The organism is Pseudoalteromonas sp. AOP7-A1-14, assembly GCF_052376275.1.
GTDB lineage: Bacteria > Pseudomonadota > Gammaproteobacteria > Enterobacterales > Alteromonadaceae > Pseudoalteromonas.
This window is the reverse complement of the sequence record NZ_JBQSVO010000035.1, coordinates 1-15,073: the sequence shown is the minus strand read 5'-3', so window position 1 is coordinate 15,073 and position 15,073 is coordinate 1. Positions and strand designations below refer to the sequence as shown.

At 40.5% G+C, this 15,073-nt stretch carries 9 protein-coding genes and 1 pseudogene; 3 read left to right on the top strand and 7 right to left on the bottom strand.

Annotated elements, in window-relative coordinates; translation table 11 throughout:
* Positions 1-215 precede the first annotated feature (215 nt).
* The 3 genes from ACT3RM_RS07630 to ACT3RM_RS07620 form a co-directional block, all read right to left on the bottom strand.
* Positions 216-2,861 (bottom strand): DUF2339 domain-containing protein, encoded by a 2,646-nt coding sequence (locus ACT3RM_RS07630; protein ID WP_441833988.1) that lies wholly within the window; start codon positions 2,859-2,861, stop codon positions 216-218.
* A gap of 108 nt (positions 2,862-2,969) precedes the next feature.
* Positions 2,970-4,316, bottom strand: a complete 1,347-nt coding sequence (locus tag ACT3RM_RS07625; RefSeq protein ID WP_441833989.1) for a hypothetical protein — start codon at positions 4,314-4,316, stop codon at positions 2,970-2,972.
* A 207-nt stretch (positions 4,317-4,523) separates the two neighbouring features.
* Positions 4,524-5,102, bottom strand: coding sequence for a type 1 glutamine amidotransferase domain-containing protein (locus ACT3RM_RS07620; protein WP_441833990.1), 579 nt, complete (start codon positions 5,100-5,102; stop codon positions 4,524-4,526).
* Positions 5,103-5,378: 276 nt separating this feature from the next.
* On the opposite strand from ACT3RM_RS07620, the gene purU reads away from it, so the two are divergent.
* The gene (purU, locus tag ACT3RM_RS07615) at positions 5,379-6,206 is read left to right on the top strand and encodes a formyltetrahydrofolate deformylase (RefSeq protein ID WP_441833991.1); all 828 of its coding nucleotides are present in this window, start codon (positions 5,379-5,381) and stop codon (positions 6,204-6,206) included.
* A 102-nt stretch (positions 6,207-6,308) separates the two neighbouring features.
* Here purU and ACT3RM_RS07610 read toward each other — a convergent pair whose 3' ends face one another.
* Positions 6,309-6,959, bottom strand: a complete 651-nt coding sequence (locus tag ACT3RM_RS07610) for a LuxR C-terminal-related transcriptional regulator (RefSeq protein ID WP_441833992.1) — start codon at positions 6,957-6,959, stop codon at positions 6,309-6,311.
* Positions 6,960-7,055: 96 nt separating this feature from the next.
* On the bottom strand, positions 7,056-8,996 hold the full coding sequence (gene acs / locus ACT3RM_RS07605; RefSeq protein ID WP_441833993.1) for an acetate--CoA ligase: 1,941 nt from the start codon (positions 8,994-8,996) through the stop codon (positions 7,056-7,058).
* 208 nt (positions 8,997-9,204) lie between these two features.
* Here acs and ACT3RM_RS07600 point away from each other — a divergent pair.
* A pseudogene (locus tag ACT3RM_RS07600) lies at positions 9,205-10,422 on the top strand (DcaP family trimeric outer membrane transporter); the annotation flags it as partial.
* Between the two features lie 423 nt (positions 10,423-10,845).
* On the opposite strand, the gene recA reads toward ACT3RM_RS07600, so the two are convergent.
* Positions 10,846-11,889 carry a recombinase RecA gene (recA, locus tag ACT3RM_RS07595; protein ID WP_441833994.1) on the bottom strand — a complete coding sequence of 348 codons (1,044 nt, stop codon included), beginning with the start codon at positions 11,887-11,889 and terminating at the stop codon, positions 10,846-10,848.
* Positions 11,890-11,954: 65 nt separating this feature from the next.
* A complete protein-coding gene (locus ACT3RM_RS07590; RefSeq protein WP_441833995.1) occupies positions 11,955-12,446 on the bottom strand; it encodes a CinA family protein in 492 nt (163 codons plus the stop codon).
* A gap of 21 nt (positions 12,447-12,467) precedes the next feature.
* Here ACT3RM_RS07590 and mutS point away from each other — a divergent pair, with 21 nt between their 5' ends.
* Positions 12,468-15,038, top strand: a complete 2,571-nt coding sequence (mutS, locus tag ACT3RM_RS07585; RefSeq protein WP_441833996.1) for a DNA mismatch repair protein MutS — start codon at positions 12,468-12,470, stop codon at positions 15,036-15,038.
* Positions 15,039-15,073: the final 35 nt, after the last annotated feature.

Genomic DNA, 15,073 nt, shown 5'->3' with positions numbered 1-15,073 from the left:
GATGAGTAGAGATCTCTGCCACTTACACTTCATTCTTAATTCATTTAAATGTTCTCTAAAGTAGAGCGTCAGTTACTCTGTTTGTAAATATTCACTGAAAGATATTTTTTACAAAAAATGAAAGTGATTTAACCTATAGTGATTTAACCTATATTGTTGAGAGACCATAATGAAGTACACCCAACAATATTGTTAGGTGTACATTACATTTTAAACTAAGTAGCTTCGGCTTTACTTCTGAGTTTCTGAAACAACCAACTCAACGCCACAAGCGATAGCCCTAAACCGATAAATGACACCGCCTTGAGCAACCCAGTAAGGCTTGCCATATCGATTAAAAACACTTTCACGATCACCGCACCAAGAATGCCCAAACCGATTTTTTGTAGTAGCAGCTGTTGCTTTAAATGTCCTGCAATAACGACTAACGCACCTAAAAGTAACCAAATAATAGAGTAACTATAAAGCTCGACGTCACTCGTTGGTTTACTCAAGTGTATAAAGCCAGATTGCCAATACTGGCGAATTAAGCTATTTATCGCTAATACGGCCAGTAAACCAGCTCCCCCCAGCAATACTTGGCTAAGCGTTTTATTAATCGGTTTAATAAAGTTTGCTAGCCATACAATAAGTACGCTTGGCACTAACCAAGTTAATAATAGCCAGTTAAACAGTGGTACTTCTCCAATATAAAGGCGCTCTAAAAGTGGGTTTTTGTCTATCGTGGTATTAAATAATAATAAGCCTGCTAAGCCAGCTAATAAAAGCCCTGCAACCTTATAAAGCTTACCTAACTGCCCTGCACTTTGTGAGCGGTGCAAATAAACGCAGCCCAGTGCCAGCCAGTTACAGCTCAACAGCACTTGTTCGTAAAAGCTAAAGTTAGTTAATTGCGGGTAGTGCCCTACCAGCTGATAGCTTGTTTCGGTGGTTACAAACAGTGCCAAGCAATGAAGTGTTGCTCCTTCAAGCCATATTTTCATATTAGTTTGTTGCCATTGCTTTGCCGCAAGCCAAAATAATACCAGCGCAACAGGATAAACAATAAGGCTCCAATGTAATGAAAATATCGTTAGATCAACGTAACTCGGTATCCATGGTGCAAAGGTAAGCCTTGCAAGAACAGCTGCAACCAAGGCTTTGATTGGCCAATGAGGCATAGGTACTTGATGGCGTTTAACCAAATAGCTAATTAATAAAACTTGCACGGCTAACGCAAGCGTTAAACCACTATTATCAAGTATCATCGTTAAGCATAAGGTAAGGTTGGCATTTGCACCAATCCAGTAACTAAACTGCTGCCATTGGCTTCGCGCTTTCTGGGCAAGTTTAATAAGTACTGCACTAGTTAGTAATAAAATAACCACCCACACAGGGTAAGCAATACTAAGACCGACAACAGGTATAATTACATACAACGTAGCAATCAGCACAAATATACTGAGCGCCGCAAGTAAATGAAAAGCAAGCCGCTTATAATAGCGGGCACCAAAATATAAACCATAAGCACAAAACGCTACGCCAAGTAACAGTCCCAAACCATAAACACCTGTAAATACAAATAGGTGTTCATCGGTATTAATTGCTCTTTGTTGACTAAAAATAAGCACCACAGCTATAAGCAGAGCCAGCCCTTGCCAAAGATCCCAACGGCTATTTTGCAATACCAAAAATAACAGTAATACAATTGAACAAAGCGCAGTTATTTGCCACTGCATTGTAGGTAAAGTTATTAGCATCATCAGTAAAAGCGGCAGTACCAGTGCCAACAATAACGGATGATCAGGTATAAGCTTACATAATCGCTTAACACTATGTGGACGATACTCTAAAAGAGTCAACTTAACGCCTAAGCGCATCATAGCAATAAGCCCAACTATAGAGAGCAATGCAAAGATACCCATCAGCCAATATTGTTGTGTATCAGCAGCATTTAACAGGAGCCAATACCAGCCTATATGCCCTGCCCACAGTAAATACCAAAGCCAATTGCGTTTTACTTTCTTTGCAACCAGCACGCCCGATAATGTAATAAAACTAATGTAAGTAAGTAGTGCAACTAAATAACCACTACCGGTATTAACCCATAGCGGCACGCTATAAGCACTAACGATACCTAGTACGGCAAGCAAAGGGCCCAACCGCAATGCCATTGAGCTTGCAGCTAATGAAATAACGCTTAGCATAACAAAAGCAAGTGCTGGGCTGAGTATTTGATAACTACTATAAGCTAATAATGTTAAAGCAAAGCAACTAATAAAACCGCCCCCTGCAAGGGCTGCGGGTATGTAATTATTAAAACCTTCAAAAACAATACCTTTACGATGTAAATACTCTGCTAAAGCAATTAGTCCTACGCCAAATAAGCCTCCTAAGACTAAGCGTAAACTCGCTGATAGCAATCCAGAATCTAAGCTGTATTTAGCTAAAAATATACCACCGAACGCCAATGCGACCCCACCAATCCAGGTCATCCAATTTTCTAAAAACTGGTCTTTTAATTTGTTAACTAGTACGGATACTGCCGACGGTTTGGTTATTTTTTTTGTCTGAGTTTTAATAGGTTGGGTGTGATTTGTTTTATTTGCATCGATTGAGGTTTTTGAGAGTACTGAGGAAGCTTGATCAGAACTTTGCGCCTGCTGTGCCTTTCGGTTTGTATGTTCGGCCTTTATTTCTACATTTTCACTTGGTGATAATGGCCTCAAGCTCGGTGAAGAGATTACGCTCTGTAATTGCTCTTTCAATTCGGCTACTTGTTGCTTTAGATTACTTAACTTCGCTAATGCAACAACCCCTGCAATAGAGCCAGCTAAAACAGCCAGCAATAAAATAACAATTAATGCTATGCTTGCTCCCATGGTTCAATCCTTGTCAGTATTAATACCCCTCTTTATAACGCAAAGTATATTGAAAATACAGCCAAATTATCAGCCCCAACTACATTGAAGCTGATAATTTAAAGTTAACTATTCAATTGAATCTGTCACTGTACGTTCTAAAGTCATTTTATACCCTGAATCACTCATTTCATCATGCTCTAAAATAAGCAGGTAATTACCTTCTTGGCTAAAGTCCATACCCCCTTGTTGTAACAACACAATTTGCTGTCCGTTATCTTCAAATAATACATAGGTGGTGTACAATGCATTATCAACACTTTGTACTTCTTGACTATACATAGCTAAACCATCAATGGTGTTTTTGGCATCTTCAATGGTTTCACCATTAAGGGTAAAGTACACGTCAACATCTGCAATGGGTTGTCCTGCATAATTATCGAGTAAATTCACAACTGTCACATTATGACTATAACTACTAGGAGTTAAATCCTCTTCTATGGTCATCATCCGTGGACCCACATCAATATCATCATAGAAAAGCCCCACTTTACTTTGCTCTCTCTCAAGCGTAAGTAAAAAGTTATCAACCACGCTATTACCGGTGTCGTCTAACATTGCAATGCTATAACTATTTGGAGTAAATTCAATATAGTTTGAAAAATTATCATTAGGGGTTAATTCTGTAAGACTGTTTTCACTGCCACGAGAAACACTAAAACTGGTTTGCGGATAATCATCAATAGTATTTATAAAGCGCAGTTGACCTTGGGCATCTTGGTGCTTAAGTTGGATAATATTGCTGCTTGGGGTGACGACGTCTAAACTAATACCGTTTTGCTCGGTGGCGTAACTTGGGCGAATTACAGTAACGTAACTCGTGCTATCGTCAAAATAAAGTGTTGGCGATTCAAACAACACCTCATTTTCACCACTTAGTGTTATATACAGTGTGTAATAACCTTCATCAAAGCTTTGCAGCTCTGGTTCTAGTAAATACCCTGCAGTACTAATTAGCTCTGCCGTTTCAAACAAGCCGTCAGCTGTAGCTAAATAAGCATCATAATTAACCCCTTCATCTACAATATTAAAAAAACCTAAGTTTAGTACGTCTTCATCACTTGTGGTTGGAATACTTAACTCACTAAATGTCGGCTCTGCAAAATCACCACTCATTACAATCAATTGTGTTGTGTCATCACTAATACTCACGGTTTGTTCATAAATAGTAATATAGCTGTCATTCGCATCTAAATATTGAAAGCTCAAGTCATAATTACCTGTACTATAATTATGCCAGGTGGAGACATCACCAAATTCAGTACCAGAACGCTCAATATCATCAACAAAAAGCCGTGTATAAGGACTGTTGTAAGAGCCATTATACAGCTGTACATAACCACTTTGAGCCGATGAATCATCGTCTGAACAAGCGGTTAATACAGCACAAAAAGTTATGATAAAAGCAGTTTTCAAAAAACGGGGGGGGTCATGGAATCAATTCCTTATTGTTTATAATCGTATATGAGACTCAAACAAAAGGTAAAAAATTTCATGATTTACAAACCATTACCCTCACTTACAGTTCCTTACCTAATAGTTAAAAACTGTAAGAAAGAGTAAAAAATAAGGATATGGCATAAAGGGCCATACTAGCCCTTTACTTTAATGTTGTGACGCACGTTAATGTGCGTTGTGCTTGCCTTCTTTTATTTCTTCGATAAATTTTCGGTTAAATGCAGGTAAATCAGCAGGACTGCGGCTAGTTACTAAACCTGCATCGACACATACTTCTTGATCAACCCAGTTGGCTCCTGCGTTGATTAAGTCGGTTCGTATACTAGGGTAAGACGTGATTTTTTTATCGCGTATTTTGTTAATTTCAGCCAATAACCACGGAGCATGGCAAATTGCCGCAACAGGCTTATTTTTATGAGCACCAAAAAACCCATCAACAAATGCTTTTGCATCAGCATCTTGGCGTAGACTATCAGGATTAAACAATCCACCAGGTAATAGTAACGCATCGTAGTCAGCGCTTTGTGCATTTCTGGCTAACTTATCTACGCTGACCTTTTCTCCCCATGTATCTTCGTCCCAACCGATTATCTCCCCTTCTTTAATCGATATAATTTCGACTTCAGCACCAGCATCTAATAACGCGCTACGGGGTGATAAAAGCTCACTTTGTTCAAAACCATCAGTTGCAAGAATAGCAATTTTTTTACCTTGTAATTGAGTACCTGTTTGTAATGTGGTCATGTTATCTCCTTATTAATTAATAAACGGGAACAAACTTAACAGAGCAAGCACTACGCCAAAAATAACTCTATGATATATAGTTTTTTTTATTTATTTCACTCACTACTTTTTGCAAATAATTTAGAATTCATGAAAAAAATACACCGCTAAAAACACACCTTACCCTTGAGCTTCGCAAGTAATAAATAAAGTTTTAAAATATACATTTTAAACAGTGACTAAAAGCCTTAGTGATTGCTAGTATGAAGCCTTGGAATGAGGGATTGGAATGAGACAATGAACACAATACTAACCACACAATGCGTGGACGATGTAGGCTTAATAGCTAAAGTTACCGGGCTGTGCCACGAACATAATTTGAATATAACTCGCAATAATGAATTTGTTGATAAAGACGCTAAGCGCTTTTTTATGCGCACTGAATTAGCAGGAAAACCAAGCAATGACTTTATCTCTCGACTTGAGCAGATATTACCCATAGGTGCTACTGTTACGCTGCATAATGATGAGCAAACCAAAGTGGTGCTGCTTGCAACCAAAGAAGCGCATTGTCTTGGTGGCGTATTACTAAAGCAGTTTGAGCAAGCGTTGAATATTGAAGTACTAGCCGTTATTGCCAACTACCCTGATTTAGCGCCGTTGGCGAAAGGCTTTGATGTGCCATTTCATGTAGTTAGCCACGTAGGACTGAGTCGATTAGAGCACGATGAAAAAGTGGGGGATTTAATAGCCAGCTATAATCCTGACATTATTGGCCTTGCTAAGTACATGCGTATTTTAAGTCCTGAGTTTGTAGCACGCTTTGACGGCAAAATTATTAATATTCACCATTCATTTTTGCCTGCATTTATTGGTGCTAAACCTTATCATCAGGCGTTTGAACGAGGTGTTAAAATTATTGGTGCTACCGCGCACTTTGTTAATAATGAACTTGATGAAGGACCAATTATTATGCAAGACGTAACGCATGTTAATCATGCAAATACCGCAGAAATAATGGCAAAAATGGGTAAAGATGTTGAAAAGAACGTGTTTTGTAAAGCCCTGCAATTGGCTTCTGAACATAAGCTGTTCATTAACGGTAATCGAACGGTTGTTTTTTAAGATTTTTATTAAAGCCGTTTAGTTAGTTTCTTATACAGCTAAAAATGAAGAGGCACTGCGCCTCTTTCTTGTTGTTATTATTTTGATTCAATTTTTGTCTAGCTATGTGGACTCAATAGGTTCAAGTTGCAACTTTGCTGCAATTAGCACGGCTTGTGTGCGATTATAAACACCTAACTTTCTAAAAATAGCGGTTATATGTGCTTTTATTGTCGCTTCTGAAATATGCAGCTCATAGGCTATCTGCTTGTTGAGTAACCCTTCATGCAAGTATTGTAATACCTTATATTGCTGAGGAGTCAACGACGCAACCTGTGCGGCTATTTCTTTGTCTTCACCTTTAATGGTTGCTACTTTGTCTTTTAGTTCAAGTGGTAACCACACATCGCCATCAAGAATTTGATTAATAGCCCCAGCAATATCATCCGACGATGATGACTTAGGGATAAAGCCCATCGCACCGTAATTCACTACCTTTGAAACAATATTAATATCTTCACTGCCCGACACCACCGCAATAGGCAAGCTAGGGTAATCTTCGCGAATACGAATAAGGCCATATAAATCACCATTACCTGGCATATGTAGGTCTAGTAATAAGATATCTAAATCTTCTTGTTCGCTTAGCACCTGCAATGTGGTATCAAAATTTTCTGATTCAAAAACCTCTAAACCTTCAAACTTTAAACTCAATGCGCCTTTTAATGCTTCACGAAATAACGGGTGATCGTCCGCTATTAAAAACTGACTCATGGTTCACTCCTAATAAATTCGGCTGTTGTCTAATAATAGACAACAGCCGATATACTACGTTTAGAATCAACTTATAATCAAGTTTTTAACGCAAATTTAGCGGTTTAATCGATTTTCGATTAACTCATCAACCACACCCGGATCAGCAAGAGTCGAAGTATCACCCAACTGTTGATGCTCATTTGCCGCAATTTTACGTAAAATTCGACGCATAATCTTACCTGAACGCGTTTTTGGTAAACCTGGTGACCATTGGATCATATCAGGTGAGGCAATTGGACTTAGTTCTTTACGAACCCAGTTACGCACTTCTTTAGTTAGGTCATCACTAACTACTATGCCTTCATTTGGCGTAATATAAACATAAATACCTTGGCCTTTAATATCGTGCGGATAACCCACAACAGCAGCTTCTGCAACCGCTTCGTGCGCAACTAAAGCACTTTCAATTTCAGCAGTACCTAAGCGATGACCCGATACGTTAAGTACGTCGTCAACACGCCCTGTGATCCAGTAATAACTATCTTCATCACGACGACAACCATCACCCGTAAAGTAAACACCAGGGTATGCTGAAAAGTACGTTTGTTCAAAACGTTCATGATCGCCATATATTGTGCGTGCTTGTGAAGGCCAGCTATCAAGAATCACTAAGTTACCATCAATCGCACCTTCAAGAGTATTACCCTCAGCGTCAAATAATGCGGGAGCAATACCAAAAAATGGTCGTGTTGCAGAGCCAGGCTTCATGTCAGTTGCACCCGGCAGAGGGGTGATCATAATACCGCCAGTTTCAGTTTGCCACCACGTATCAACTATTGGGCAATTTTCATTACCAATTTTCTCGTAATACCATGTCCATGCTTCAGGGTTGATTGGCTCACCGACAGAGCCTAGCACGCGTAAGCTATTACGATTTGAAGAAGTTGTTGGCTCATCACCTTTAGCCATTAACGCACGAATAGCTGTTGGCGCAGTGTACAAAATAGTAACGCCATGCTTATCAACTATTTCACCCATACGCCCTGCGGTTGGGTAAGTCGGTACACCTTCAAATAATACTTGTGTGCAACCGTTTACAAGCGGCCCATAAGCAATGTAGCTGTGGCCGGTTATCCAGCCTACATCTGCGCTACACCAAAAGACATCGTCTTCTTTTAAATCAAACACATACTCATGCGTCATTGATGAATAGACTAAGTAACCACCGGTTGTATGTACTACACCCTTTGGTTGCCCAGTAGAGCCTGATGTATACAAAATAAATAGTGGGTCTTCAGCGTTCATCGGCTCAGGATCACACTTAGCAGGTAAGTCCGCGACTAAATCGTGCCACCAAATATCGTGATCGTGCCATTGCACTTCGCCACCGGTTAACTGATGCACGATAACGTGCTCAATAGTGGTTACTGATTCTTGATTTACGGCTTCATCAACGTTAGCTTTAAGTGGCACGGTATTACCAGCACGACGGCCTTCATCAGAAGTAATAACAATTTTAGCGCCTGAATCTTTGATGCGGTCAGCAATGGCTGACGGTGAAAAACCACCAAATACGACTGAGTGAATAGCACCCACTCTTGCACACGCTTGCATGGCGTAAACTGCTTGTGGTGACATCGGCATGTAAATAGCAACACGGTCGCCTTTTTTTACACCTAATTTTTTTAAACCATTGGCAAACTGAGCCACCTCATCATGAAGCTTTTGGTAACTAATATGCTCACTATCTGCTGGGTTATCACCTTCCCAAATAAGTGCGGTTTTATCGGCGTTAGTTGCCAAGTGACGATCGATACAGTTGTATGAAGCATTTAATTGACCATCTTCATACCAACGGATATCAATATGACCTTTATCGAATGAAGTGTTTTTTACTTTTGTATATGGGGTTGACCAATCGAGACGTTTTCCGTGCTCTGCCCAAAAACCCTCTGGGTCATCAATAGATTGCTTGTAAAGTGTATTATATTTATCGTTATCAACTAATGCTGCATTCTTGATATTTTCAGGAACTGGATAGATAGTTTGTGACATCGTCGTCTCCGTTTTAATTTCTTCTCCCAAGGATCACTCAGCATAGCTGGTGAGAGTATTAGACCTTAGTTGTAAATAGGTTTAATTATTTTTCCTCATCACTTTAAACTATAAATCACGGTGTTTTTACCCCTACTTTATACTAATACTTCGCCTGCCACCTTAGTCTAATAGACCAATAGGTAATTGAGTAACAAGCGCACTTAATCAAAAGTGGATTACAATTTTGCAACAAGTAGCCCGAATAGGACATAAAACGATGGCAACAACAGTAACAGCAATCAAAACTCTTACCGCAAGCGCCGTACTTTGCGCAATAAGCACAACGGCTAATGCAGCAAGCCTTGGTAACACCGAAATAAGTTACGGCGGCTATATAAAACTTGATGCAATGTGGAGTGATTATTCATCGGGTGTACCGGCAGGAGATAATGTTGGCCGTGACTTTTACGTACCTAGCACAACACCTGTTGGTACTGATGTAGATAACGATCCAGTACTTGATATGCACGCCCGTCAGTCGCGCTTTAATTTTGGCACAGCTACTACGCTTGATAACGGTAAATCAATCAATACTAAAATTGAAATCGACTTTTTAGCATCAGCTCCTGGCGGAAATGAACGTGTTACAAGCTCATACGCACCACGTATTCGTCAAGCCTATATTACTTATGACGGCTGGTTATTTGGTCAAGCATGGTCGAATTTTCAAAACGTAGGCGCTCTTCCTGAAGCACTTGATTTTATAGGGCCAGCGGAGGGCACAGTGTTTGTTCGCCAAGCCCAGATACGTTATGCAACAGGTAATTGGTCATTTTCTTTAGAGAATCCAGAAAGTACAATCACTGCACCAGGTGGTGTCCGTGTTGAAACCGATGACGCAACTTTACCTGACTTTACTGCGCGCTACGGTTTAAAAGCGGACTGGGGTGAGTTTGTTGTCACCGGTTTAGCCCGTCAATTAACTTATAAGCAAGATGGCCTTGACGCCGATGAAACATCATTTGGTGTAAGTGCCTCTGGTAAAGTTAATTTAGGTGAAAACAACCTTAAATTTATGCTAACTCAAGGTCAGGGTTTAGGCCGCTACGTAGGTGTAAATATTGCCAATGGTGCAGCGCTTGACGGCGACCAACTAGATGCCATTGACTCAACCTCGGGCTTTATCGCTTATCAGCATTATTGGAATAGCCAGTGGCGTTCAACCTTTTTGTATTCATTTTTCTCAGCTGATAACAACCAAGACTTACTCGTAATTACCGATGACCCTACTAAAACGAGCCAAAGTTATAGTGCCAATATCTTATACTCACCGGTTAAAAAGCTAACCTTTGGTGTAGAACTAAAACACGCCCAACGAGATTTAGAAAGCGGCACTGATGGCGATATGGATCGCTTACAGTTTTCTGCTAAATACGCTTTCTAATTTTCTGACTTTTTATTAATTCTTTGAGCGGCCTAGGCCGCTTTTTTTTGCTTTATAACTTAATAATTGCGAGTACCAATAATATCGCTACAACCACTATCAAACAACATGCCTATGGCGCACCCGACTTAATGGCAAGCTAAGACGCTACTGACAATGTGGGCCTTACTTTTAATATCAATAATCTAATTTCAAAGCAGTACTTAAACAACTTATACTGGACACAAAGTTATTGCGGTGCGCCTCGTCTGTGTTAATTGGTAGCTATAAGGCTAATTTACTTTAGCCTATACTTTTTAGCTATGCAAAACCCTAGATTATCTGGCAATTAAAAACAAAAAACCGCTAAATAAAATTTAGCGGTTTTTTAAGTTTTAAGCTCGGGTCAAATCAAGCTTAACTCATTCAATTTACAAGCAGAGGCTATAAGTCGGCTTTATCGCCTAAACTTTCTTCGCCATCGGCTGCTTTTTCAGTGGCTTTTAATAACAACATACCACGTAATTTTCCTTCGATTTCATCAGAGATCTCAGGGTTATCTTTTAAGAACTTAATTGAGTTAGACTTACCTTGGCCGACTTTATTTCCATTGTAGCTATACCAAGCACCGGCTTTTTCTACAATTTTGTGCTTAACACCTAAATCGATTAATTCACCGTGCTTAGAAATACCTTCACCGTACATAATGATAAACTCAGCTTGCTTAAACGGTGGCGCGACTTTATTTTTCACTACTTTAACGCGGGTTTCGTTACCGACAACTTCATCGCCTTCTTTAACAGAGCCTATACGACGAATATCTAAACGTACTGAGGCATAAAACTTAAGTGCATTACCCCCGGTCGTGGTTTCAGGGTTACCAAACATAACACCAATTTTCATACGGATTTGGTTAATGAAAATACATAAAGTGTTTGAACGCTTAATATTACCCGTTAATTTACGCAGCGCTTGTGACATCAAACGAGCTTGTAGGCCCATATGCGAATCACCCATATCGCCTTCAATTTCAGCTTTTGGTGTTAATGCTGCTACCGAGTCAACAATTACAACATCAACGGCGCTTGAACGTACTAACATGTCACAAATTTCTAATGCTTGCTCACCGGTATCTGGCTGTGACACTAATAACTCATCAATGTTTACGCCCAACTTTTGCGCATAAACCGGATCAAGTGCGTGCTCTGCATCAACGAAAGCACAGGTTTTTCCTTCCTTTTGCGCTTCTGCGATAACTTGTAAAGTTAGGGTTGTTTTACCTGATGATTCAGGACCATACACTTCTACAATACGTCCCATAGGTAAGCCACCTATGCCTAACGCAATATCAATACCTAATGAGCCCGTAGACACAGCATCAATATCAAGTGCTTTATTATCACCCAATTTCATAATTGAGCCTTTACCAAATTGACGTTCAATTTGTGATAAAGCAGCGTCCAACGCTTTTTGTTTATTATCGTTCATTTTATTCTCCAAATCCGGCTAATGCGAACAAGTATACTGTATGAAATTACAGTATCAAGCTAATTTTATAAATTTATCTTATCTATTACTACTTTTAATGAGTAAACAATAGCTTGCAACCTAACTTGTGCTCTATCACCGGTAAATATTTGCTGGCTTGCATACTGTTTATTACCAATTTGAATACAAAACCACACCAAGCCCACCGGTTTATCTGTGCTGCCACCACCAGGGCCTGCAACACCCGACACTGCAATAGCAATATCGGCTTCTGTTGCCGAAATTGCGCCTTTTGCCATAGCAAGCACAGTTTGCTCGCTTACTGCACCATACTCATCTAATGTATCAGCACTAACAGCCAGTAAATCTTGCTTAGCTTGATTGCTATAAGTAACAAAAGCACGGTCAATATAAGCAGAGCTTCCGGGGGTATCGGTTAGTGCATAACTAACTCCACCACCAGTACATGATTCAGCACTAGTGATCCATAAGCATTTATCCGTTAAAATAGTGCCTAATTGCGCAGCAAGTGTTTTAATCTCTTGATGTAATTTCATATTCAGCCTTTGGGTAAATACATGTCGTTTGATCTTTATGCACCGCACACTATAAATCAACAAACCCCGATGATGCAGCAGTATCTAAAAATAAAATCCGAACATCGTGATATTTTATTATTTTATCGTATGGGCGACTTTTATGAACTCTTCTTTGATGACGCAAAACGCGCCGCACAGTTGTTAGATATTTCACAAACCCATCGCGGTAAAGCCGGCGGCGACCCTATCCCAATGGCAGGCGTACCTTATCATGCGGTAGAAAACTATTTAGCCCGGTTAGTACAAATGGGCGAGTCTGTCGCTATTTGTGAACAAATAGGTGACCCTGCAGCAAGCAAAGGCCCGGTTGAACGTAAAGTTGTGCGCATTGTCACCCCCGGCACGATTTCTGACGAAGCGCTTTTACAAGAACGCCAAGACAACTTGCTCACTAGTGTCTGGCAAAATAAAAAAGGCCTGTATGGCATTGCTTATTTAGATATTAATTCAGGGCGCTTTAACATACTTGAAGTAAATACTGATGAAGCTTTTAGCTCATCACTGCAGCGCCTTGCCCCTGCTGAATTACTATACCCTGAAAGTTTTGAAAACGTTCATTTAATCGAACATATTAAAGGTGCTCGCAGGCGCCCAGAATGGGAATTTGATTTAGATACCGCGAATCACTTATTGTGCGACCAATTTGGTACTAAGGATTTAGTCGGTTTCGGGGTAGAAAAAGCCCACGCAGCCATCACCGCAGCTGGTTGCTTAATGCAATATGTTAAAGATACCCAGCGCATTGGCTTGCCACATATTCGTGCTATTACCCTTGAGAAAAACGAACACGCTGTGATCTTGGATGCCGCGACACGTAAAAACTTAGAGCTCACTGTTAATCTTTCTGGTGGTTTTGAAAACACCCTAGCGCAAGTACTTGATAAAACAGCCACAGCAATGGGTTCGCGATTATTAAAGCGCCGTATTCACACACCGATTCGAAATAAAGTAGAGCTAAGCTCTCGCTTAAATGCCATTAGCGCCATTATTGATGTACAACTTTGTGGTGAACTGCATGAATCACTTAAGCAAATTGGTGATGTGGAGCGTGTCATTGCTCGCTTAGCACTTTGTACCGCAAGGCCGCGTGATTTAACTCGTTTGCGCAGCGCATTACAAGCCTTAGCGCCGCTTCACCTGTTACTTAACGATGCCAGTGACGCACGTATAAACAGCATTATCAGTCAATCGGCGGAGCTACCTGAGCTACAAAGCTTACTTGAACGTGCGGTGATTGAAACACCGCCAGTATTAATCCGTGATGGTGGAGTAATTGCACCAGGTTATAACAGTGAGCTTGATGAATGGCGCACGCTTAGCCAAGGCGCAACAGATATTTTAGAGCAGCTTGAAGCGCGTGAGCGTGAACGCACTGGTATAAGTACCCTTAAAATTGGTTACAACCGAGTGCACGGCTTTTTTATTGAGGTAAGCCGCGCTAACTCGCACCTTGTACCTGCTGATTATATTCGCCGCCAAACCCTTAAAAATAACGAACGCTATATTATTCCAGAGCTTAAAGAACACGAGGACAAGGTGCTTGGCAGCCAGTCAAAAGCACTGGCGCTTGAAAAACAGCTTTATGAGCAGTTATTTGAGTTTATAGCGCCGCATATTGAGCAACTACAGATCATGGCAGAGGCACTTGCTGATTTAGATGTACTAAATAATTTAGCAGAACGTGCCCAAGCGCTTAACTACGCTAAACCAGAGCTTTATGATAATGACGATATAAGTATTCGTCAGGGCCGCCACCCAGTGGTTGAGCAAGTAATGAAAGACCCTTTTATTGCTAACCCTGTTGAGCTTAATCGCGCACGAAAAATGCTCATTATTACTGGCCCTAATATGGGTGGTAAATCAACCTATATGCGCCAAACAGCACTAATCGTACTGATGGCACACATTGGCTCTTATGTTCCGGCAGATGCCGCTAAAATAGGCAATATTGACCGTATATTCACCCGTATTGGTGCCAGTGATGACCTAGCCTCGGGCCGTTCAACCTTTATGGTTGAAATGACCGAAACCGCAACGATTTTAAATAATGCCACCACCCAATCATTGGTGTTAATGGATGAAATTGGCCGCGGTACGAGTACCTACGATGGTTTATCTCTTGCTTATGCGACCGCCGATTATTTAGCCTCAAAAATTGCTGCAAAAACACTTTTTGCAACACACTATTTTGAATTAACAGAGCTCGCTGAGCAGCAAACAGGCTTAGTGAACGTGCACTTAGATGCTATTGAGCACAACGACACCATCGCCTTTATGCATACGGTATTAGATGGCGCAGCTAGTAAAAGTTTTGGCTTACAAGTAGCCGCTTTAGCAGGCGTACCAAAAGCCGTTATAAAGCAAGCCAAACAAAAGCTTAAAATGCTCGAAAATCATCAACCTGTTACTGCCGACATAAACACCCAGCAACCGTCATTATTCATAAGTGAGCCTTCAGAGGTAGAAACACAGTTAGCAGACATTGATCTTGATAACTTAAGCCCACGCCAAGCTCAAGACTTACTTTATAAGCTAAAAGCGCTGCTTTAACTTATAAAACTAAGCACGCTATAAAACGTAAATAC

What these genes read in the sequence shown, in the direction of transcription:
- ACT3RM_RS07630 (WP_441833988.1), bottom strand. Translation starts at nt 2,861, where the DNA reads ATGGGAGCAAGCATAGCATTAATTGTTATTTTATTGCTGGCTGTTTTA.
- ACT3RM_RS07620 (WP_441833990.1), bottom strand. Translation starts at nt 5,102, where the DNA reads ATGACCACATTACAAACAGGTACTCAATTACAAGGTAAAAAAATTGCT.
- purU (WP_441833991.1), top strand. Translation starts at nt 5,379, where the DNA reads ATGAACACAATACTAACCACACAATGCGTGGACGATGTAGGCTTAATA.
- ACT3RM_RS07610 (WP_441833992.1), bottom strand. Translation starts at nt 6,959, where the DNA reads ATGAGTCAGTTTTTAATAGCGGACGATCACCCGTTATTTCGTGAAGCA.
- acs (WP_441833993.1), bottom strand. Translation starts at nt 8,996, where the DNA reads ATGTCACAAACTATCTATCCAGTTCCTGAAAATATCAAGAATGCAGCA.
- recA (WP_441833994.1), bottom strand. Translation starts at nt 11,889, where the DNA reads ATGAACGATAATAAACAAAAAGCGTTGGACGCTGCTTTATCACAAATT.
- ACT3RM_RS07590 (WP_441833995.1), bottom strand. Translation starts at nt 12,446, where the DNA reads ATGAAATTACATCAAGAGATTAAAACACTTGCTGCGCAATTAGGCACT.
- mutS (WP_441833996.1), top strand. Translation starts at nt 12,468, where the DNA reads ATGTCGTTTGATCTTTATGCACCGCACACTATAAATCAACAAACCCCG.